The following is a 21,609-nucleotide window of genomic DNA, read 5'->3' as shown; positions in this document are numbered from 1 at the left end:
AATAGCCTTTTGCTGTCATTAGGAACGCCGTGAGAAACTATACTTTCTCATTTCCTCAAAGTCTTTCAGATTTTTCACAGAGTTCGTAATTTCAATTGCTACTTTAAGCATAGATAGTTGCCTTTCTATGCCACCCAGATGCTTTTCTGGTTCACAAACTCCCGTATGCCCAAGTAGGATAACTCACGTCCATAACCTGACTTTTTGACGCCACCAAAAGGCATTTCTGGTGTAGAGGCTACTAATGCATTCACAAACATGGCACCGGTTTCTACTTTGCGTGCTACGCGCAACCCTTTTTCCTTGTCCTGAGTCCAGACGGCGCCTCCCAGACCGAAGCGGGAATCGTTAGCTACTTTGATTGCTTCTGCTTCATCCTTTACCACCATCACAGCTGCTACGGGTCCAAACATTTCTTCTTCGTAGGCAGGCATACCGGGCTTCACATTCTTCAGAATCATCGGCTTAAAGTAAGCATTATCTTTTCCGTCACGGCCGCCATCCAGCACTACTTCGGCACCTTTTTCTACAGAGGCTTTAACTTGTTTCTCCAAGTCTTCGGCAAGGTCTTTACGTGCCAGCGGGCCGTAGTCTGTTTCTTCAGTAAGCGGATCTCCGGTTTTAAGTGCAGCCATTTTCTCCTTCATCTTCTCTAGGAAAGCATCGGCTATACTTTCCACCACAATAAAGCGCTTAGCCGCAATACAACTTTGGCCCGTGTTCACCATTCTAGACTTTACAGCTACTTCAGCAGCTTTATCCAGGTCAGCGTCCTCCAATACAATAAAGGCATCACTTCCCCCTAACTCCAGCACTGTTTTCTTGATCTCACGGCCTGCAATTTCGGCTACCTGTGCGCCGGCCCCTTCGCTACCAGTAAGGGTAACAGCTTTCACAACCGGGTTTTCGATCACGGCCTCTACTTCTTTAGAGCCTATCAACAGCGTCTGGAATACGTTCTCTGGGAAACCAGATTTTCTTACAATTTCTTCAATTGCCAGGGCACACTGCGGTACATTAGAGGCATGCTTCAGGAGTCCTACGTTACCAGCCATCAGGGCAGGAGCCAGGAAGCGGTATGCCTGCCAAAAGGGGAAGTTCCAGGGCATAATGGCCAGCACCACACCCAGGGGCTCAAAGGCAATCATACTTTTAGATGCCTCTGTTTCGATGATCTCGTCTTTCAGGAAGTCTGCTGCATTATCAGCGTAGTAGCGGCATGCTTTGGCACATTTTTTTACCTCGGCTATGGCGTCTTTCAATGGCTTGCCCATCTCTAGGGTGATGATTTTGCCATACTTTTCTGCTTCCTGCTCCAGTATGTCTGCCTGCTTGTGCATGTATCGTGAGCGTTCTTCGAAGCTGGTTTCTCGCCAACTCCGGAATGCTTTCTCTGCTGCTTCTATTTTGGCGGAAACATCTTCTGGGCTATCAGGTTGAAACGTTTTTACAACCTCGCCGGTAGCGGGATTTATAGTTTGTATGGCCATAGTTTTGTTTGTGCTTGCGGATTAAATATACAGCTTTGAGCTTTAATGGTTGGCTGCAATGTTAAGTTGTTTTATACTTTACAAAACAGTTTTAGCGCAATCGAGTTATAATCTGTACCATAACCTGCAGCTGTGCATACAGTACCTTTATAGCTTTGGGCGCAAACACAATTTAATAAATCCAAAAGTTGAACATTTGCCGTATTTTAACCTTCTTACTATAAATTGTATATCTACCTTAAACACTTAGACCATGGAAAAGACATATTATAACCCTGCTGATCTATCAAAATTCGGAAGTATAACAGAGTGGCAACCTGAGTTGGGCCGCAAGTTCTTCGATTACTATGGAGAGGTGTTTAAGGATGGCGCCTTAACCGAGCGTGAGAAATCGCTTATCGCTTTAGCCGTTGCCCATGCTGTGCAGTGCCCTTACTGTATTGATGCCTACAGCACCGATTGCTTGCAAAAAGGAGCCGACGAAGCCCAGATGATGGAGGCCCTGCACGTAGCCGCTGCCATAAAAGGAGGTGCTGCTTTGGTGCACGGCGTGCAGATGATGAACAAGGTAAAAGAGGTAAGCATGTAGCCTATGGGTCTTTCCACGAAATCTTTAAAAGGCCAACACCACGAGCTGGCCGACTCTCTATATCAGTTAACTGTGCTGCAGCAGCCAACCAGCCACGGCGATCAGTTTCCTGCCTTTGCGGCGCGGCTAAAGGAGCACGACCTGTATCCGCTTACTCCCACGGGTACTACCATACTTCAGATTAACGTAGGCAAAATGTGCAACCAGACCTGCAAGCATTGCCACGTAGACGCCGGCCCTGACCGAAAGGAGATCATGACGCGGGACACGATGCAGCTTTGCCTGGATGCACTGCAGCATTCGCCACAAATAACTACAGTAGACCTAACTGGCGGCGCACCGGAAATGAATCCCGACTTCAGGTGGTTTGTGGAGGAGCTCTCGAAACTGGGGCGGCAGGTAATCGTGCGCTGCAACCTTACCATTATACTTGCGAACAAAAAGTACCACGACCTGCCGGAGTTTTTCCAAAAGCACAAGGTGCACGTGGTGTCGTCGTTGCCATACTTTATGGCCTCCCGTACCGATGCCCAACGTGGCGATGGCGTGTTTGAAAAGTCAATTAAAGCGCTGCAGATGCTGAATGCGGTGAGTTACGGAAAGAAGGGAAGCGGCCTGTTGCTCGACCTGGTGTATAATCCATCCGGTGCGTTCCTGCCAAGCGGACAGAAGGCGATGGAAGCCGAGTTTAAGCGCAGGCTGAAAAGCGGGTACGGCATTGAGTTCAACAACCTTTTCTGTATCACTAACCTGCCTATTAGTCGTTTCCTGGATTACCTGGTGCAGAGCGGCAACTACGAAGGCTATATGCAAAAGCTGGTAGAATCCTTCAATCCGGTAGCAGCTTCTGGTGTAATGTGCCGCAACACTATATCGGTTGGTTGGGATGGCTACCTTTACGACTGCGATTTTAACCAGATGCTGGACTTAAAAGTAGCGAACACTGCTCAGCAGCATATCCGGGATTTTGAAGTACAGGCCCTTGACAGTCGCCACATCATACTTAACCAGCATTGCTACGGTTGCACGGCCGGCGCCGGCTCCAGCTGTGGCGGTGAAACTGTAAAATAATTGCATATATGTCCAAAAAGCTGACTGTTCTTTTTGTGTTTGCATACTTGTTTCTGCTAAAGGCTTGCGGGCAAACAAGCGACAAAGCCTATTACACAATGCTGAAAGGGCTTTATCAAAATACGATTCCGCTTATTAAACCTGCTGCATTGCATCAGAAGCTAACACAGCAGCAGCAATTTATACTTCTGGATGCCCGTTCGAAGCAGGAGTTTGCCGTAAGTCACCTTCCAAAGGCCCAGTACATCGGATACGAAGACTTTGAGCAGGGGCAGTTGCAGGGTATACCAAAAGACGCTAATGTAGTAGTATACTGCACTGTTGGCTACCGAAGTGAAAAAATAGGAGAGAAGCTGAAGCAGGCAGGCTACAAAAACGTGTACAACTTGTATGGCGGTATTTTCGAATGGATAAATAGCGGCTATGCTGTACACGATGCCAAGGGTACCACACCAAAAGTACATGTATACTCGAGGAGCTGGGGAGTGTGGCTAAAAAAAGGAGAAAAGGTTTATGAGTAGCGATAAAAACTTACTGATGCTGTTTGTGCGAAACCCTGAGTTGGGGAAGGTGAAAACACGACTTGCAGCTTCTGTTGGTCCTGAGGAGGCATTAGCCATTTACATGCACCTGTTGCAGCACACCAAACAGGTTACTATAGATTTAGCTATGGATAAGGTGGTGTATTACTCCAATGAGGTAGATCAGCATGACCTGTGGCCGAACGATAAGTATAAAAAGCAGGTGCAACCAGCCGGTGATTTAGGCGAGAAAATGAAAGCTGCTTTTGAAGCTGCTTTTGCACAGGGGTATACTTCTGTCGTGATCATCGGCAGCGACTGCCATCAGCTTACGCCTGCCATTATTGATAAAGCCTTTGAGGCACTCAAAACACATGAGGTAGTTATCGGACCTGCGCTGGATGGCGGTTATTATCTACTGGGTATGAAGCAGCTGCACCCCGAGTTATTCCAGAATAAACGCTGGAGCACTGAGCACGTTTTCCCCGACACACTTTACGATATAGAGCGCCTGCACCTGTCGCACAAAGTGCTTCCGGAGCTTTCCGATATAGATCATGTAGAAGATCTGGATGAGGACTTCTGGGAAAAGATGGAAGGCTGAGTTTGCAGTACCGGATCCAGCAATACCCCTTTATCCCTGCCTTTTCTAAGGCGGAGAGTTTGTACTTACTGCTTCAACTCCTACTAAAGTAGAATCTTCTACCTGTATCATCATAAAAGGATCTTGTGGGTGGGAGGAGTACTCGACATCGCCTGAAATAAACTTATTTCTCCGTACCTTTGTCTCCCTAGTAAATAATACCCATGATAGTTCTTCAGAATACCGTCATCAGCGACGACATACGTGACCAGTTTTTTGTTTGTAACCTAGAGAAGTGCAAAGGTGCCTGCTGTGTAGAGGGTGATCTGGGTGCTCCACTAGAGGAGGATGAATTGGCCATACTGGAGGAGAGCTACGAGCATATCAAGCCATACATGACTGGTGCTGGTAAGCAAGCTGTAGAAGATCAGGGACTGTTTATCCAGGACTTTGAAGGTGATTATTCTACACCGACTATCGACAACAGAGAGTGCGCCTACGCTATCTACGACGAAAACAACACGTTGAAATGTGCGATTGAGCAGGCATACTACGATGGCAAGATCAGCTGGAAGAAACCTATTTCCTGTCATTTATACCCGATACGCATCACCAAGTATGATGGCTTTGAAGCCTTGAACTATGACCGCTGGGGGATTTGCAGCGCTGCCTGCAGTTTTGGTCAGGACCTGGGGGTAAGAGTGTACCAGTTTCTGAAAGAGCCGCTTATCAGAAAGTATGGCGAGGCCTGGTACAGCGAACTGGAGCAGTTGATGCAGGAAGAAGAACAGAAAGCATAAATAAGTATAAAAGCAAAGGCCCGGCTACAGTATAGCCGGGCCTTTGCTTTTATACTTAGTGTGATTTATTACTGATCCCCATACTTCCCCAGTTGTGGTAGAAGTATCAAAGCCAGTTTATTTCCTTTGTCTGCAGCTTGCTTAGCCCATTGCTTAGCTCCAATTATGTCTCCTTTTGCCTCATGTACAACAGCCAGATTATAGGCTGCTTTGGCTGCATTTTTTCGGCTTCCGCTTTCTGCAATTGGAGTAAGTATACTAATGGCCTCATCCCAGTTGCTTGCGGCCATATTATGTGCAGCTGGCATAAGATCTTTGCCAGAGTAATATAGGCGCTCAAAATTTATCTGCTTGGGATTTAAGCGTCTCCAGTAGTCTTGACCGGTATGCCATGCTAATTTGTTTACAACCGGACCAGCATTGCCCATAGACGGCCCAATAGCCAGCAAGCCACTTAGTACGCCTCTGGAATTATATAGCTCTGCCCGCGATAGGACAGCCTGATCCAGCACTGTGCCCGTACTGTCGTAAAGAGTCCAACTGGTGCGGGTGTGCAGCGTGTAATGGGCAGTTTTAGTTACTGTGCCATCCGAATCTTTCTCGCGTACAGTCTCCTGCTCAAAAAAGGCATCTAGGTTATCTAGCGTCAGGATGAGGTGGTGCGGGTACTGGCGATGTATACTTTGAACCTGTTCCTTCGTTAGTCGCTGGCCAGCAGCCTGTGCAGTGTAGTCGCCAGTTGTGTCGATTGCTGCCAGACTGAACGTTGGATCTTTAAGTATTGCCTCTGTCGCACCATAAAAAGCTTCGCTGGCCCCAAGCGCAAAAACGTCTACCTTCTTTTCCCGGTTAATAGAGAGCAGCTCAGGGTTGAACCTGTTAATAGCTACCACTTTCCATTGTTCGTTAGTAATGGGTACCTCTGGAGGAAGAGTAGTGTTTATAAATAGTACAGAGGTACAACTGTGCAGCATAAGAGCAGCACAGCAAAGCAGGAGCTTAATTACATTTTGCATACTATTAAGAGCATCAAAGTATAAAGGAGGTTGCAACAAGCCACAAAAAAAACCTCAGCTATTCATAGCTGAGGTTTTTATACTTATTACTAAATACTAGTCGAGACTACTGAAGTCGTAGTTGTCCAAGTAAGAAGTTGTGAAGTTTCCTTCCTTAAAGTTAGTGTCATCCATCATCTTCAGGTGGAAAGGTATGGTGGTCTTGATACCTTCAATCACAAACTCGCTTAGGGCACGCTTCATCTTTACCAGGGCCTCTTCTCTTGTCTGCGCGCTCACGATCAGCTTCGCAATCATGGAGTCGTAGTTTGGTGGGATAGTATATCCTGAGTAAACATGAGAGTCTACGCGCACACCGTGGCCACCTGGCACGTGCAGGTTAGTAATCTTTCCAGGAGAAGGACGGAAACCGTTCTTAGGGTCCTCGGCGTTAATACGGCACTCAATTGCGTGCATTTTTGGGTAATAGTTCTTACCAGTGATCTTCTCACCGGCAGCTACTTTTATCTGCTCTTTGATCAGGTCGTAATCAATTACTTCCTCTGTGATCGGGTGCTCTACCTGTATACGCGTGTTCATCTCCATAAAGTAGAAGTCACGGTTTTTGTCTACCAGGAATTCAATAGTACCTACGCCTTCGTAATTAATGGCTTTGGCACCAGCAATGGCAGCCTGTCCCATCTTCTCACGCAGTTCATCTGTTATGATCGGAGATGGCGTTTCCTCAATAAGCTTCTGGTGTCGGCGCTGAATAGAGCAGTCACGTTCAGATAAGTGGGCAACGTTGCCGTGCTGGTCACCGATCAATTGTATCTCGATGTGGCGCGGCTCTTCTACGAATTTTTCAAGATAAATACCGTCGTTACCGAAAGCAGCCTTAGATTCTGTACGAGCATCGTTCCATGCCTTCTCAAAATCCTCCTCACGCTTAATAATGCGCATACCACGGCCACCACCACCGGCAGTTGCCTTGATAATAACCGGATACTTTATTTTTTTAGCAAGCTTGATGCCTTCTTCCAGGTTTTTCAGAAGACCCTCGGATCCTGGAATGGTTGGAACGCCTGCTTTTTTCATCGTGTCTTTCGCAGAGGCTTTGTCACCCATCTGGTTGATCATCTCTGGAGAGGCACCGATAAACTTGATATTATTTTCAGCACAGATGCGCGAAAACTCCGCGTTCTCTGATAAGAAACCATAGCCAGGATGAATTGCGTCGGCATTGGTGATCTCGGCAGCTGCAATGATATTCGGAATGTTCAGGTATGACTGTGCACTTGGCGGCGGTCCGATACAAACTGCCTCGTCGGCAAAGCGCACATGTAGGCTTTCCTTGTCGGCAGTAGAGTATACCGCTACAGTTTTCACACCCATCTCCTTACAGGTACGGATGATGCGAAGGGCAATCTCTCCGCGGTTAGCAATGAGTATTTTCTTAAACATAATATTCAATTAGAAATTAGAAATTAGAAATTAAAAAAAGCCAGGAGAGGACGTGGAGCCTTTAAATCCCAGCTTATAATTTTTAATTTTTAATTTTTAATTATGATGGGTCTACCAGGAACAATGGCTGGTCGTACTCAACTGGCGAAGAATTGTCTACCAATACCTTCACAATTTTACCAGATACTTCAGACTCGATTTCATTGAAAAGTTTCATGGCCTCGATGATACAGATAACCTGTCCTTTTTTCACTTCGTCGCCAACATTTACAAAAACAGGAGACTCAGGGCTGGAAGAGCGGTAGAAAGTACCGATCATTGGAGCTTTGATAGCGATATACTTGCTGTCGTCGGAAGCAGCAGGTGCAGGCGCGGCAGCAGGAGCTGGAGCAGCAGCGGCTGGAGCCGGAGCTGCGGCCTGTTGTACTGGAGCAGCCTGGAAAGAAGGAGCAGCAGCCTGAGCAGGCTCGCTAACGTACTTCACTTTCTGATTAGCCTCACGCTGTACAGAGATCTTAAATTCTTCTGTCTCGATGTTTACTTTATTCAAGCCGGATTTGGCGATAAAGTCGATCAGGTCCTGGATTTCTTTAGCTTTCATGTGTTTATTTAACTCTTTCTGCGTATGAATAAGTACGAGTGTCTACTTTGATTTTTTCGTCCTGGCCAATGAAAAGCGGCACCTGAATGGTTGCTCCTGTCTCTACAATGGCTGGTTTAGATGCATTGGTTGCTGTATCGCCTTTGATGCCTGGCTCTGTGTATGTAATTGTCAGCTCCACAAAAGGAGGTATCTCGCATGTTAGCGGAGTCTCTGTTTCGGCGTGGAAAAGGATGGTTACTTCCTGGCCTTCTTTCATCAAATCAGCGAATGGCACCATAGCCTCGTTTAACGTTACCTGCTCAAAGGTGTTCATGTCCATAAAGTTATAGCCCATGTCGTCTTTGTAAATAAACTGGTGAGGGCGCTGCTCTACACGTGCTGTTGTGATCTTATGACCAGCAGAGAATGTATTGTCCAATACTTTACCCGTTCTGATGTTTCTCAGCTTGGTTCTTACAAACGCAGGGCCTTTTCCTGGCTTTACGTGCTGGAAGTCGATTACCTGGTAAAGGTCGTTGTTGTATTCAATCACAACGCCGTTTTTAATATCAGCTGTGGTTGCCATAGAATGTTCTGAATCGTGTTGTACTTGTTTGAAACGATAAAAGTATAGCGCAAAACTATGTATTGCAAACAAAGTTAGCTAATATGCCGCATTTGTCCCGAAAAAGGTACGAATTTAAGTTGCTTTTCTTCCATTTATTCAAGATGTTATGCACGCATAATACTTTGCCAGATCATTTAGCGCTGAAGTTTGCCGGCAATGTTTTACTCCTATTTAAGAAGCGAAACTCAGTTGTTGCAGTTCTTTAAAGGTATAACCAGATACATCTTTAAAGTTGTTATATAATCTTAAATCAATTAAAGCTCTGATACTAGCTATATTACAATTCAGGGTGCCTATGCTACTGCTATTATAAGAATTTAGTGCAGGAGCTATGGTTTGTTTAAGTAGCAGTGGGTTAAGTTATAGACACAATAAAAAAAGCGGCCATTGGCCGCTTTTACTTTGATGTATAGTTAGATCTACTTCGGATCGTAAGCCCACTTTAGGTAAATGGCGCCCCATGTAAAGCCACCTCCAAAAGCAGCCAGTACAATGTTATCGCCTTTCTTTAGCTGGCTTTCGTACTCCCACAAACAAAGAGGAATAGTGCCGCTGGTGGTGTTGCCATACTTGTGTATGTTCAACATCACTTTCTCGTTGCTTAAGCCCATACGATTAGCTGTGGCCTCGATAATGCGCTTGTTTGCCTGGTGCGGTACCAGCCAGGCCACATCGTCTCCTGTCAGGTTGTTGCGCTCCATTACTTCTGCAGATACATCAGCCATACCTTTAACAGCAAACTTAAACACCTGCTGACCTTCCTGGTAGGCATAATGCTCTCTTGCCAGCACCGTGTCAACTGTGGCAGGCTTACGGCTACCACCGGCTTTCATGTGCAGGAACTGTGCACCTGTACCGTCAGATTTTAGAACTTCATCCAAAACACCATAGCCCTCTGTGTTTGGTTCCAGCATAACAGCGCCGCCGCCGTCACCGAAAATAATGCAGGTAGCTCTGTCTGTATAATCTATGATAGAAGACATTTTATCGGCACCTACCACTACTACTTTCTTATAGCGGCCAGATTCTATAAACTTAGAGCCTGTTGCCACTGCATAAAGAAACCCTGAGCATGCTGCCTGCAGGTCGTAGCCAAAAGCGTTTACGGCACCTATCTCTGCTGTTATAAGGTTAGCCGTTGCCGGGAACACCATATCCGGTGTGGTTGTGGCACAGATAAGTAAATCAATCTCCTCAGGCTTAGTATTTGTTTTCTTAAGTAATTCTCTAACCGCAGGTACCGCTATATGTGATGTACCCAGCCCTTCGCCTTTCAAAATACGCCTCTCTTTGATACCCGTACGAGAAGTTATCCATTCGTCGTTGGTCTCAACCAGTGTCTCCAGCTCTTTGTTCGTTAGCACGTATTCTGGTACATAGCCACTTACACCTGTTATAGCGGCGGTAATTTTACTCATGGTAAATAATTATTTCGGTTAGAATTATGTAAGCGGGGCAAGTTACTAAAAAAAAATTGGCATAACCTGCCAGATTCTGTAAAAAGAATTCCCGGATCAGATTAAGCCAATTAGATATTACACTATTGCCCCGTTGGGCAACAGATTATACGCTATACTTTTTGTGGAATCGCTCCGACAGTTTAGATGACACCATCTTCTGCGCCTGCAGCACCATGTTGCAAATAGCCTTAGGGCTTGATACACCATGGCCGATTACAGCATTGCCGTTTATACCCAGAATAGGACTACCGCCTACCGCCTCGTAGTTAAACTTATCGAAGAACGGATCGTGCATATTCTTCTCATTCAGGATGTCGTAGATATTCTCCGCCATCTTCAGAATGATGTTGCCAGTATAGCCGTCACATACAATCACATCAGCCTTGTCGTTAAAAAGGTCGCGGCCTTCTATGTTACCGATAAAGTTGATGTTGGTGTTTGCTTTCAGGCGCTGGTGGGCAGCCTGCGTTACCACAGTGCCTTTGCCTTCTTCCTCGCCCAGGTTCATCAGACCTACTTTCGGGTTCGGGATCTCCAGCACATACTTAGCATAAATAGAGCCGATCTCACCGAACTGCTCCAGTACTTCGGGCTTGCAGTCAGCGTTGGCGCCAACGTCCAGCATAATACCGAAACCACCATTCAGTTTCGGAACCAGACCTCCAATAGAGGGCCTTAGTATACCTTCTACCGCTTTTACACTAAACATAGCACCTACCAGCATAGCACCGGTATTTCCTGCGCTGCAAAAAGCATCTGCTTTCTGCATTTTAAGCAGGCCGTACCCTACAGCTATACTAGAGTCGGTTTTCTGAGAAAGCGCCTTTGTAGGGTGCTCTCCCATTTCGATAACCTGGCTAGCATGAACAATGGTAATATTGTTCCCAGCGTAATTGTATTCGTTTAGAAGCGGCTGAATAACGTCTTCTTTGCCGATAAGCAAAATAACGTCATCTTTCTCCAGCTGCTCTGCGGCTAGTATAGCACCTTTAACGACAGCCTCTGGTGCATAGTCGCCGCCCATAGCGTCTAAGGCGATCCTCATGTATGATGGATGTTGTTAATTATACAGAACTAAAACTAAAGCAGGGTTAGTGCTTACTGCGCGTTCGCTGTATAATTTTTGATAGCCAGCTTGCCTTTGTGATACAGGTCGCCATCTACCACATAAGCGTGGTGGAAAAGGTGAGGCGTATCTGTAGTAGGGCAAGTTGCGATAGCTTTCTCAGAAAGTTTATAATGAGTTCTTCTCTTATCTCTTCTGGTCTTCGAAATCTTACGTTTAGGATGTGCCATTTTTTAGTTGAAAAATTTACTTACTAGTTTATACTTTTTATACTTCTAAAACTCTTTTAGTTAAGGTTTTTGAGGGCATCCCAGCGGGGATCAGTGTCCTCGTCATCGTCGTCCTCATCTTCGCTGTTGCTCTCGCTGCGCGAAGAGTAAATCAGGATATCCTCCTCACTTTCTTCATCTTCCTCGTCCATCTCCTCTAAAAACCGCGGATGCAGCTTTTTCATGGGTAGCGACAGGCTGATGTAATCATACAGGTGCTGCGCAATGTTAACCGACTGTGTGCCGCTTGTAATCTGCCACAGATCATCAGCCAACTCCATGTTCTCATCACCATACTTGATTCTGAAAACCTCCTGCACGTCTACCGGATAATCAAACTCATCCAGGCTTCTGTCGCAGGTAAGGCGCACATGCCCCTTTATGTCAATGTTAAAGGTAAGCAACGACTCTGTTTTGTCGAGCTCCACTTTAGCAAGCAGTTGTCCTCCTGAAATTATTTCCTTCCCAAAAAGGTCAAAGAAAGAATCATCCATCTCAAACTCATAGGTATGTACCTTGTTGCTGAGTTTGGCAATGCCGATTTCATAATCTTTTAGCTTTTTCACAACCGACTTTTTATTGCAAGACGCAAAATTAGGATATAAATCTGATAAAAAAAATACCTGCCGCTATTAAACAGCCGGCATTTGTTCTTCTTTACGCATTTTTACGATGTCGCAGGCAAGGAACAAGGCTTCCCGGAAAGAGGTTTCATTTGCAATGTGCTTAGCTGCAATATCATAGGCCGTGCCGTGGTCTGGTGAGGTGCGTACGATAGGTAAACCTGCCGTATAATTCACGCCACTCTCAAAGGCCAAAGTTTTAAAAGGAATAAGCCCCTGGTCATGGTACATGGCTAGTACGGCATCTACCTGCTTGTACTGCTGCATCCCAAAAAAGCCATCGGCAGGGAAGGGGCCGAACACCAGGTGCCCGCGCTCTTTCATCTGCATAATGGCCGGGCGTATGATCTCAATTTCCTCTGAGCCCAGTAATCCTTCTTCACCGGCATGCGGGTTTAGGCCCAAGACAGCAATGCGTGGCTTCAGAATTCCAAAGTCTTTTCGCAGCGACTCCAGCAGGATGGTTATTTTGCGGATAAGCAGCTCCGGCGTTAGTTTAGAGGCTACATCCCTTACAGGCATGTGGCCGGTAACAGTGGCTACTCTCAGATCTCCGCTCACCAAAAGCATCAGGCTTTCAGGTGCATCGAAGTAGGAGGTAAGAAATTCAGTGTGGCCCGGGAAGTTAAATTCATCAGCCTGTATGTTGTCTTTATTTATAGGTGCTGTAATAAGTCCGTCCAGCTTTCCGGCTTTCAGGTCGCGGCAGGCAGCCATCAAGGAATCCAGAGAGGCTTTGCCTGATTCTGGCGTAGGGGTGCCTGGAGTAATTTCTAGATCTCCATCCCAGCACGTAACTAGGTTTATCTTGCGTGGCACCAACACATCAGCAGAATTTACCGGCTGATAAAAGAAGTGCTCGGCGCTAAGCGCTTTACGAATTCTGTTCAGTACACCCGGCGCAGCATATATTACTGGTGTGCAATAATTAAGTACACGCTGGTCGCTAAAGGTTTTCACGATCACCTCTGGGCCAATGCCGTTTGTGTCGCCGATGCTGATGCCTAATCTTACTTTATACTTTGTATCCATTTTATACTTATCGTGCCTGGGAGCTTAGGTAATTGTAAACCAAACGTACGCCTGAGCCTGTGGCTAATTTGCCGCGGTACGAGTCTTCTGCGTGCAGGTAAGCTGTACCGGCAATGTCGAAATGCACCCAAGGGTAACTTGTAAATTCTTCTAAAAACTTACCGGCTGTTATGTGTCCTGCGTCTGCGCCACCTAAGTTTTTCAGGTCTGCAATCTCAGAATCAAGCTGCTTTCTGTACTCATCCCACAGCGGAAATTCTACCGTACGCTCATGCACAATGTCACCTGCTTTTTTGAGACCTGCCATTACTTCTTCACCGGCAGTACCCATTACCACCAAGCCTTCTTTTCCTACGGCACGCATGGCAGAACCAGTTAGGGTAGCCAAATCGATTACTAGTTCCGGATCATACTTTTTGGCAAAGCTCAAGGCATCGGCAAGTATAAGGCGGCCTTCGGCGTCTGTGTTCAGTACCTCTACCGTCATGCCATTGTGCATGGTAATTACATCACCTGGGGCAACGGCTCTGCCTCCCGGGCGGTTATCTGTGGCAGGTATCAGGCCAATAATGTGCAGCGGAAGCTTGTTTTTAGCAGCAGCATATAGCACACCCGTTACGGCAGCGGCACCGGCCATATCAGACTTCATGTAATCCATGGACTGCGGCGTTGGCTTTAAGCTAAGGCCACCGGTATCGTATACTACACCTTTGCCCACCAGCACGTATGGTTTGCTGTTTTTGGCGTTTTCAGGTTTCCACTCTAATATATTAAATGTAGCTGGTTCTTCGCTGCCCTGGTTCACTGCTAACAAGCCACCCATCTTCAGCGACTGAATTCTCAGCTCATCTAATATCTCAATGTCAAAGCCGCCCTCTTTTGCCAGTTCCTCCAGCTGCTCGCTAAACTGCATTGCTGACTGGTGACTGTGCGGTTCGTTCACCAGGTCGCGTACTTTGTATACTGCCTCGAGTACATTGGCCAATTCCTGCACCTGTTCAGCGTTCACAGTTTCGTCGGCAATGGTGATAGTTTGCAGGGTGCTTGCCTTAGGGTCTTTGGTTTTATACTTCAAGTGTTGGTAATTGCTCAGGTATAAACCCTCCGCCAAGTATAACCCTGCCTGTGAGTTGGTTTTATCTAATATGGCGATCTGCTCGGCCTTGTCAGTTTTTAATTGCTTTAACAAAGCATGGCCAGCCTGGCGAAGCGCTTCCTTTTTAAGTTCTTCGTTTTTAGCCTCTGGCAATACCAGCACGTATACGCGGTGTGAGTAGCGGTTCAGGTTAATGAATTTGGCATCCTGCTCTACCTGCTGCTGCACATAGTTTTGCTCTTCCGGCTGCAGTTCCTGCACCTGGCTTACCGCATCTTTGGCGATAATAATAGCCAGATCGGTATTTTTAGCGAAGCTTGTGTCGTATTTAAGTTGTGTTGGCATTTGTCGTTCGTATCTTTGGTGCTGCAATATAGTAAGTATAATACGTAATGCGAAAAGCCCGCCGCTGTGGCTTTGGCTGCTTCGCCAGTACAATGAAGGTATAACGAGATTGAGCCGAAAAGTATACTTTTTGATACTCAGTCTCCTAAATAGTATAACGTGGGTAACGTAAGACCTAAAAAGCACCTGGGCCAGCATTTTCTGGTAGACCAGAACATCGCCAGAAAAATTGTGGAGCAGCTTACCCTGCCAGGTGGCGTGAAGGATGTGTTGGAGATCGGCCCAGGCATGGGGGTGCTCACGCAGTACCTTATCCAGCACCAGGAGTACCGAACCACTGTTGTTGATATCGACAGAGAATCCATCGCTTACCTGCAGGAGCATTTTCCTACGTTGGGTGACCGTATCATCTCTGCCGATTTTCTGAAAACTGATCTGAGTAAGCTTTTCCCGGGTCCGTTTGCCATTATCGGTAACTTCCCTTATAACATCTCAAGCCAGATTTTCTTTAAAGTGTTGGAGCAGCGCGACGTGGTGCCGGAGGTAGTATGTATGATACAAAAAGAAGTGGCTGAGCGAATTGCCGCGCCTCCGGGATCTAAAACATATGGTATACTTAGTGTGCTACTGCAGGCTTTTTATACTATAGATTACAAGTTCACCGTAGGAGAGAAGGTATTCAATCCCCCGCCAAAGGTAAAGTCGGCAGTGATAAGCCTGGTGCGGAATGAGGTGGAGAAACTGGCTTGTAACGAGAAGCTGTTTTTTCAGGTAGTTAAATTAAGTTTCGGAACAAGACGTAAAACGCTGCGTAACTCACTCCGAAGTTATAACTTGCCGCCTGAAGCAACGGCCCAGCCTGTTTTCGACAAACGCGCCGAGCAGCTTTCGGTGCAGGATTTCGTACAATTGACCCAACTGATAGAGCAGAATATACAGCCATAGTATGCAGCAACTAGAGATTACACGTGATTTTATTGAGCAGGTAGAGCAGGCCATTGAACGTAAGGATAGTGAGTTTATCCTGAGTACGATGGGTGACATGCACCCGGCCGATATTACCACGGTGCTCTACGAACTGGATGCGAACGAGTCGAAGTATGTGATGGACCTGCTGCCACCGGAGATAGGGGCAGAGATCCTGAGCGACCTGGACTACGACATACGCGAAGATTTCTTAGATTACTTCACCAGCGCCGAGATTGCCCGTTACATCAACCTGATGCACTCAGACGATGCCGTGGATATCCTGAACGAGCAGTCGGTGCAGACGCGTGAGGAAGTCATTGCCCTGATCGAGAACGAGGAAAAGGCCAAAGACATCCTGGACCTGTTGCACTACGAAGAAGACTGTGCGGGTGGTTTGATGGCGAAAGAGCTTATTAAAGTAAACCTGAACTGGCGCGTAAGGCAATGTATAGAGGAGATTCGCCGGCAGGCTGAGGATGTGTCGCGCATTTATACGGTATACGTGGTGGATAACCGCGATATTCTGGTAGGGCGTGTGAGTGTGAAAGCGCTGCTGCTCTCCCGAGACGATAAGTTGGTAAAAGATATTTACAGCGAAGATGTGATCTCGATTGAGTCGTTCAGGGATGAGAATGAAGTAGTAACCGTGATGCAGAAATATGACCTGGAAGCCATACCTGTAGTTAACATACAAGGTAGACTGCTGGGCCGCATCACCATCGACGACGTAGTAGACGTAATGCAGGAGCAGGCCGAACTGAGCCGCCAGTTGATGACGGGTATTTCGGAGAACGTGGAGGAGGATGACAGTGTGTTCCGAATTTCGCGATCGCGTTTGCCCTGGCTGATCATTGGCATGGTGGGAGGTTTACTGGCTGCTCACTTTATGGGTTTCTTCGAAAATGACATTGCCATACTTCCGGCCTTAGCGCTGTTTGTACCGCTTATTACGGCAACGGGTGGTAACGTAGGCATACAGTCTTCTTCTATCATCATCCAAACCTTATCGTCTAACGCGGTGATGTTTGAGAACTTTGCCCAGCGTATCTTTAAAATGATTCTGGTAGCCTTGCTCAACGCGTTGATCATCTCGATACTGGTTTTCTGCTTTACCTACCTGTTCCGCAATGACTTTACCTTGTCGCTTGTGGTCTCGCTGGCGCTTTTCTCTGTGGTTATGCTGGCTTCGCTAATGGGTACGGTTACACCGATGGTACTCGATAAATTCGGAATAAACCCTGCCGTAGCTGCTGGTCCGTTTATTACCACCGCCAACGACCTGCTGGGCTTAACCATTTACTTCGGTGTGGCACACCTGCTCTATAGTTTGTAGAAAATCACGTTTTCTTGAGTAAAACCAACTGTAAGTATAAAGCCTTGCCTGTAACTTCTACTACTTAACTTCCATAACTCGTGACTCAGAACTCAGAACTCAGAACTCCTCAACCCCGTGTCCTGATCATAGATGAAATCCACCCAAGTGTATTTCCGATGCTGGAAAGTATAGGAGTAGAGGCTGATTACAGGCCTAAGATCGAGCCTGCGAAAGTATGTGAAGCGCTGGCAGGCTTTGATGGGCTGATCGTGCGCAGCAAAATGCGGATCACGGCGGATACTCTAAAGTATGCTGATAACCTGAAGTTTGTTGCACGGGCCGGAGCCGGCGTAGACAATATTGATGCTGATGCACTGCAGGAGCGTGGTATAGCTTTAATCGGAGCCAACGAAGGTAACAGGCAGGCAGTAGGTGAGTTCACGTTGGGGCTACTTATCTCGCTGATGCGCAACATCGTGCGTGGTGATATGGAGGTACGTAACAAAGTATGGCTGCGCGAAGAGAATAGGGGAGAGGAAATAAGCGGTAAAACCATTGGTATTATCGGCTACGGAAATATGGGCCAAAGCTTTGCCAAAGTGCTGAGCGGTTTTGGCTGCCGCATACTTGCCTACGACCGATACGCACCTGAAAAGATAACTTCACCGGCAGAGAACGTAACGCTGGAGGAGCTACAACTGGAGGCGGATATTGTGAGTCTGCACATCCCTTATATAAAAGATAACCTTGGCTTTGCTAATGAAGAGTTTTTTAGAGGATTTAAGAAAAAGATCTGGTTCCTGAACACTTCCCGTGGTGATGTGGTGAATCAGGAGGCCCTCGTAATTAATTTAAAAGAAGGAAGTATAAAAGGTGCTGCCCTGGATGTTCTGGAAAACGAAAAACTCGACACCTTAACCGAGCAGCAACTGCAAATCTTTAATTACCTGGCCCAAGCCAATAACGTTATACTTACCCCACACATCGCCGGCTGGACACACGAGTCATATGTAAAGATCAATGAGGTGCTGGTAGAGAAAATAAAGGAACTGCTCTAGCTCCTGATTAACATAATAAATCAACCATTTATTTCTGTTTTTACTCGTAAACTAAAGTATGAATGTTAGAATCAGGAAAGCAGAGCCGGATGAGTTGAGGTGGGTAAACGAACAGTACAGTAAAATTAAGTTCAGGCCATCGGTGTACGAGCAGGAGTTTATTGCTATTGCAGAAGTAGAGGGAGCGCGCGTGGGGGTAGGCCGGCTGGTAAGTATAGATGCAAACACGCTTGAACTGGGCGGTATGTATGTAGAGGATAAGTGCAGAGGCTTTGGGCTAGCTAAGAACCTGGTTAAGTTTCTGTTACACCATGCACAGCAAAAGATAGTTTACTGCCTTCCCTTCGCGCAGCTAGAGCGGTTTTATACAGGTTTCGGTTTTGAACCAGTGGCCGAAACAGGTGAGGTGCCCGAAAAAGTGCTACAGAAATGGGAATGGTGCCAGCAAACTTATCCGCAGCCAACCCTGCTGCTGCACATAAAAGCATAACGTGCTCTGAGGCAAAAAACGATGATTAAACATCGCTGCCATACATAAAAGATATACAAAACAGCTCTTGTTTCTTGTGTGCTAAAATTTGTATATTTGCCTAAGTCGAGGCCAAAGAGAGTTGCTCCTGGCCCTGTTATAGGTTAGAAGTTGACGCTTATGCTAAAACTTTGGCGGTTGCTGTAAATATAGCTGCCGCCACACTGGAAAAGAATTAAATAAATTTACATATTTGGCAAAAAGAACGGTTATGCATGCCATAACCGTTCTTTTTGCTTTTGTGTTTTAAACGTGAGAACATAACTATGAGCAAGATTTCTTATTACACAGCTGAAGGTTTGCAGAAACTAAAAGACGAACTGGCTGAGCTCAAGACCAAAGGCCGCTCTGAAGTAGCACGCCAATTAGCTGAGGCACGCGACAAAGGTGACCTGAGCGAGAATGCTGAATACGATGCTGCAAAAGACGCGCAGGGGCACCTGGAGTTGAAGATCGCCAAAATGGAGGAGATAGTAGGCAATGCCCGTCTGATAGACGAATCGCATCTGGATGCCAGTAAAGCACTTATACTATCTAAGGTTAAAATAAAGAACCTTAAGAACAATATGGTAGTAGACTATACTTTGGTGGCGGAAGAGGAAGCAGACCTGGCAGCAGGCAAGATTTCGGTTAAGTCGCCTATTGGTAAGGGCTTGCTTGGTAAATCTGTTGGCGATGTAGCCGAGATCACCATCCCTGCCGGCAAAATACAGTTCGAGATACTAGAAATTAGCCGATAAACTATGGAACCTTCGATTTTTACTAAGATTGTGAAAGGTGAGATTCCTGCTTATAAAATAGCAGAGAATGAACGTTTCCTTGCCTTTCTGGATGTTTTCCCGACAGCCAAAGGCCATACCTTAGTAATCCCGAAGGAGCAAATAGACTACATCTTCGATCTGGATGATGAACTGTACCTGGGGCTGATGGCTTTTGCAAAAGAAGTATCGAAGGCTATTAAAAAGGCAGTTCCTTGCAACAGGATAGGAGTGGCGGTTGTAGGCTTAGAGGTGCCGCATGCACATGTTCACCTTATCCCGATAAACAGCATGCAGGACATGAACTTTGCAAATAAAAAGGAGTTCAGCAAAGAAGAGATGGAAGAAGTGGCGGAAAAGATACGTACCGAGTACCACGTTTAGTTTCCGTATGGCAATACAAAAAGAGGCGGGGCAGATAATTTTATCTGCCCCGCCTCTTTTTTATACTTGCTGCTCAAAAATCCTTTTATGCAATCATAAATGGCATCACAACTAAATTATTAGATAGAAAGACGCAACGAATTGCGTCTCTACACATCACGAATAACTAAAAAACTACTGTCGGTTTATTGTATCCTGCTGTACTTTTTGCAGGTCCTTCTGCAGTTGCTCTTCTGCCTCCCGCTTAGCCTGTTTCCTGAAAAAGCCCCGAAGCAAGAAATTGCTTTGCAGCGCCTCCATGTTCTGGTCAAACTTTTGCGTGCTGGTTTCCAAGTTTTGCATGGTGCTCTTTAGCTGCCGCGCAAACTGCTCATCAGATAGCAATACACCCACCGCATTGTTCTGGTTGTTCAGTTTCTGGCTTGTCTCCTGCAGGTTCTCCATCATACTTGCTGCTGCATCAGTGGCCTGCTTCAGTTCTGCCATCGAAGCTTTAAGCCTGCTGTACACCACGGTGTCGGTGGCGATGCTGTTCGCCAAGCCGTCGGGGTTGTTAAGCTTTGTAGTGAACCTGGAGAGTTCGTTAGAAGCAGCTACTGTTCTTCTGGAAGTCTGCTGCAGGTTGGCCACCATCGCCCTGAAATTGTCGGCCATTATTGTGTCGGTAAGTATGGCTCCCACTGTGCCTTCGCCTTGCACTAGCCTCGAAGTAATTTGTTTGAAGTCGTTTGTGATTGCTACCAGGTTCTTGTTGTTCTTCTGCAGCGTCTCCATCAGGTCATCAGTGTTTAGCGGGTTAATCGCTTTTATCACATCGCCATCCTCAACGGGAGGGGCTGCCTGCGTGCCGCCGTCTATTACAATGTTCTTATTGCCGATAAAACTTTCGGAACTGATGCGGGCTACAGAGTTTTCGCGAATGTACTGCTGTGCTTTCTCCTCGATGTTCATGGTTACTTTCACCTGCGCATCGCCATATAAACTGATGGACTTGATTGTGCCGATCTTTACACCTGAGAACCAAACGTTGTTGCCAGACTTTAAACCAGCCACATCATCAAAAATAGCGATAACGGAAATAGTGCTGATCAGGCGTTTCTGCTGGCCAGCCAGGGTAAAGATACCTGCCACCAGGATTACAATAGCCAGGAACACAAATATGCCCACTATCACGGTACGTTTATTATCTGCAGAACTCATTTAGTCAATAAAGTTGTAGTTATAAAAAGCTTGTATGCGTTCATCGGGAGCTGCAAACACTTCCTCAAACGTTCCCTGCCGCTGAAAATGTCCGTCGAGCAGCATCACCACTCTGTCTCCTACGGCACGCGCGCAGGTAAGGTCGTGGGTAATAATGATGGAGGAGGTGTTGAACCTGCGCTGAACTTCATTTATCAGCTTGTTGATTTCTATACTTGTAATCGGGTCGAGGCCGGCTGTAGGCTCGTCGTAAAGCATAATGTCGGGCCTGAGTATCAGCGTACGGGCAATACCGATGCGTTTGCGCTGGCCACCCGATAATTCGGAGGGCATCTGGTTAAGCGCCTGTGATAAGCCCACAGCATCCAGCACCACGTCTATTAACTCATTACGCTCATTTACCGACATATCTTTGGCGTGGCGCTCCAACGGAAACTCCAGGTTCTCCTTTACAGTCATACTATCATAGAGAGCACTGTTCTGAAAAGAAAAACCTATTTTAAGCCGGAGCGCATCCAGTTCCTTTGAGGTAAGTTTACTCACTTCTCGGCCCAGCACATTCACCTGCCCCTCATCAGCCTGCAGTAAACCCGAGATTATCTTGATCAGTACAGATTTACCCGTGCCGGAGCGCCCCAGCACCACCAGGTTTTCACCTTTGTACAGGTCCAGGTTCACGCCTTTCAGTACCTCAAACTCGTCGAACGCTTTCTGGAGGCCTCTGATAAAAATTACTTTTTCGTTTCTATCTATTTTGGGATTTATTTCCTTCGCCCTCATA

24 protein-coding genes are annotated in these 21,609 nt (G+C 46.5%); 11 read left to right on the top strand and 13 right to left on the bottom strand.

Annotation, left to right across the window (positions count from 1 at the left end; genetic code table 11):
- Positions 1–125: 125 nt before the first annotated feature.
- Positions 126–1,490, bottom strand: a complete 1,365-nt coding sequence (locus H8S84_RS16320) for an NAD-dependent succinate-semialdehyde dehydrogenase (RefSeq protein WP_187068446.1) — start codon at positions 1,488–1,490, stop codon at positions 126–128.
- A 253-nt stretch (positions 1,491–1,743) separates the two neighbouring features.
- On the opposite strand from H8S84_RS16320, the gene H8S84_RS16315 reads away from it, so the two are divergent.
- From H8S84_RS16315 to H8S84_RS16295, 5 genes are all read left to right on the top strand, one after another.
- Positions 1,744–2,079: an arsenosugar biosynthesis-associated peroxidase-like protein gene (locus tag H8S84_RS16315; protein WP_187068445.1), complete on the top strand. Its 336-nt coding sequence runs from the start codon at positions 1,744–1,746 to the stop codon at positions 2,077–2,079.
- A gap of 3 nt (positions 2,080–2,082) precedes the next feature.
- Complete coding sequence (arsS, locus tag H8S84_RS16310; protein ID WP_187068444.1) at positions 2,083–3,150, top strand: arsenosugar biosynthesis radical SAM (seleno)protein ArsS; 1,068 nt, start codon at positions 2,083–2,085, stop codon at positions 3,148–3,150.
- An 8-nt stretch (positions 3,151–3,158) separates the two neighbouring features.
- Positions 3,159–3,671 (top strand): rhodanese-like domain-containing protein, encoded by a 513-nt coding sequence (locus H8S84_RS16305; RefSeq protein ID WP_187068443.1) that lies wholly within the window; start codon positions 3,159–3,161, stop codon positions 3,669–3,671.
- Positions 3,664–4,275, top strand: coding sequence for a TIGR04282 family arsenosugar biosynthesis glycosyltransferase (locus tag H8S84_RS16300; protein ID WP_187068442.1), 612 nt, complete (start codon positions 3,664–3,666; stop codon positions 4,273–4,275). The genes H8S84_RS16305 and H8S84_RS16300 overlap by 8 nt, the downstream gene beginning before the upstream one ends.
- A 203-nt stretch (positions 4,276–4,478) precedes the next feature.
- The gene (locus tag H8S84_RS16295; RefSeq protein WP_187068441.1) at positions 4,479–5,054 is read left to right on the top strand and encodes a DUF3109 family protein; all 576 of its coding nucleotides are present in this window, start codon (positions 4,479–4,481) and stop codon (positions 5,052–5,054) included.
- A 68-nt stretch (positions 5,055–5,122) separates the two neighbouring features.
- Here H8S84_RS16295 and H8S84_RS16290 read toward each other — a convergent pair whose 3' ends face one another.
- The 10 genes from H8S84_RS16290 to H8S84_RS16245 all read right to left on the bottom strand — a co-directional run bounded on the left by H8S84_RS16290 (position 5,123) and on the right by H8S84_RS16245 (position 14,615).
- On the bottom strand, positions 5,123–6,070 hold the full coding sequence (locus H8S84_RS16290; RefSeq protein ID WP_187068440.1) for a DUF6340 family protein: 948 nt from the start codon (positions 6,068–6,070) through the stop codon (positions 5,123–5,125).
- Positions 6,071–6,166: 96 nt separating this feature from the next.
- The gene (gene accC, locus H8S84_RS16285; RefSeq protein ID WP_187068439.1) at positions 6,167–7,513 is read right to left on the bottom strand and encodes an acetyl-CoA carboxylase biotin carboxylase subunit; all 1,347 of its coding nucleotides are present in this window, start codon (positions 7,511–7,513) and stop codon (positions 6,167–6,169) included.
- 100 nt (positions 7,514–7,613) lie between these two features.
- Positions 7,614–8,114, bottom strand: a complete 501-nt coding sequence (gene accB / locus H8S84_RS16280) for an acetyl-CoA carboxylase biotin carboxyl carrier protein (RefSeq protein ID WP_187068438.1) — start codon at positions 8,112–8,114, stop codon at positions 7,614–7,616.
- A gap of 4 nt (positions 8,115–8,118) precedes the next feature.
- On the bottom strand, positions 8,119–8,682 hold the full coding sequence (gene efp / locus H8S84_RS16275) for an elongation factor P (protein WP_187068437.1): 564 nt from the start codon (positions 8,680–8,682) through the stop codon (positions 8,119–8,121).
- 461 nt (positions 8,683–9,143) lie between these two features.
- A complete protein-coding gene (locus H8S84_RS16270) occupies positions 9,144–10,142 on the bottom strand; it encodes a beta-ketoacyl-ACP synthase III (RefSeq protein ID WP_187068436.1) in 999 nt (332 codons plus the stop codon).
- A 145-nt stretch (positions 10,143–10,287) separates the two neighbouring features.
- Positions 10,288–11,229: a phosphate acyltransferase PlsX gene (gene plsX, locus H8S84_RS16265; protein ID WP_187068435.1), complete on the bottom strand. Its 942-nt coding sequence runs from the start codon at positions 11,227–11,229 to the stop codon at positions 10,288–10,290.
- 53 nt (positions 11,230–11,282) lie between these two features.
- On the bottom strand, positions 11,283–11,480 hold the full coding sequence (gene rpmF / locus H8S84_RS16260) for a 50S ribosomal protein L32 (RefSeq protein WP_187068434.1): 198 nt from the start codon (positions 11,478–11,480) through the stop codon (positions 11,283–11,285).
- 56 nt (positions 11,481–11,536) lie between these two features.
- Positions 11,537–12,085 (bottom strand): YceD family protein, encoded by a 549-nt coding sequence (locus H8S84_RS16255; RefSeq protein WP_187068433.1) that lies wholly within the window; start codon positions 12,083–12,085, stop codon positions 11,537–11,539.
- Between the two features lie 66 nt (positions 12,086–12,151).
- Positions 12,152–13,174, bottom strand: a complete 1,023-nt coding sequence (gene pdxA, locus H8S84_RS16250; RefSeq protein WP_187068432.1) for a 4-hydroxythreonine-4-phosphate dehydrogenase PdxA — start codon at positions 13,172–13,174, stop codon at positions 12,152–12,154.
- A 7-nt stretch (positions 13,175–13,181) separates the two neighbouring features.
- A complete protein-coding gene (locus H8S84_RS16245; RefSeq protein WP_187068431.1) occupies positions 13,182–14,615 on the bottom strand; it encodes a leucyl aminopeptidase family protein in 1,434 nt (477 codons plus the stop codon).
- Positions 14,616–14,774: 159 nt separating this feature from the next.
- On the opposite strand from H8S84_RS16245, the gene rsmA reads away from it, so the two are divergent.
- From rsmA to H8S84_RS16215, 6 genes are all read left to right on the top strand, one after another.
- The gene (gene rsmA, locus H8S84_RS16240; RefSeq protein WP_187068430.1) at positions 14,775–15,560 is read left to right on the top strand and encodes a 16S rRNA (adenine(1518)-N(6)/adenine(1519)-N(6))-dimethyltransferase RsmA; all 786 of its coding nucleotides are present in this window, start codon (positions 14,775–14,777) and stop codon (positions 15,558–15,560) included.
- A gap of 1 nt (position 15,561) precedes the next feature.
- Positions 15,562–16,917 carry a magnesium transporter gene (gene mgtE / locus H8S84_RS16235; protein WP_187068429.1) on the top strand — a complete coding sequence of 452 codons (1,356 nt, stop codon included), beginning with the start codon at positions 15,562–15,564 and terminating at the stop codon, positions 16,915–16,917.
- Between the two features lie 80 nt (positions 16,918–16,997).
- Entirely contained in the window at positions 16,998–17,957 is a 960-nt protein-coding gene (locus H8S84_RS16230; RefSeq protein ID WP_317175448.1) for an NAD(P)-dependent oxidoreductase, read from the top strand.
- A gap of 58 nt (positions 17,958–18,015) precedes the next feature.
- Positions 18,016–18,447, top strand: coding sequence for a GNAT family N-acetyltransferase (locus tag H8S84_RS16225; RefSeq protein ID WP_187068428.1), 432 nt, complete (start codon positions 18,016–18,018; stop codon positions 18,445–18,447).
- A gap of 305 nt (positions 18,448–18,752) precedes the next feature.
- On the top strand, positions 18,753–19,226 hold the full coding sequence (gene greA, locus H8S84_RS16220) for a transcription elongation factor GreA (protein WP_187068427.1): 474 nt from the start codon (positions 18,753–18,755) through the stop codon (positions 19,224–19,226).
- A gap of 3 nt (positions 19,227–19,229) precedes the next feature.
- Complete coding sequence (locus H8S84_RS16215; protein ID WP_187068426.1) at positions 19,230–19,628, top strand: HIT family protein; 399 nt, start codon at positions 19,230–19,232, stop codon at positions 19,626–19,628.
- A 174-nt stretch (positions 19,629–19,802) separates the two neighbouring features.
- Here H8S84_RS16215 and H8S84_RS16210 read toward each other — a convergent pair whose 3' ends face one another.
- Positions 19,803–20,828: an MlaD family protein gene (locus H8S84_RS16210; RefSeq protein ID WP_187068425.1), complete on the bottom strand. Its 1,026-nt coding sequence runs from the start codon at positions 20,826–20,828 to the stop codon at positions 19,803–19,805.
- Entirely contained in the window at positions 20,829–21,608 is a 780-nt protein-coding gene (locus tag H8S84_RS16205) for an ABC transporter ATP-binding protein (protein WP_187068424.1), read from the bottom strand. It lies immediately after the preceding gene.
- Between the last annotated feature and the right edge of the window lies 1 nt (position 21,609).

This window comes from Pontibacter cellulosilyticus, from assembly GCF_014306105.1.
GTDB classification, from domain to species: Bacteria; Bacteroidota; Bacteroidia; order Cytophagales; family Hymenobacteraceae; genus Pontibacter; species Pontibacter cellulosilyticus.
Note: the sequence above shows the minus strand (reverse complement) of the source record. Positions and strands in the feature narration are given on the sequence as shown.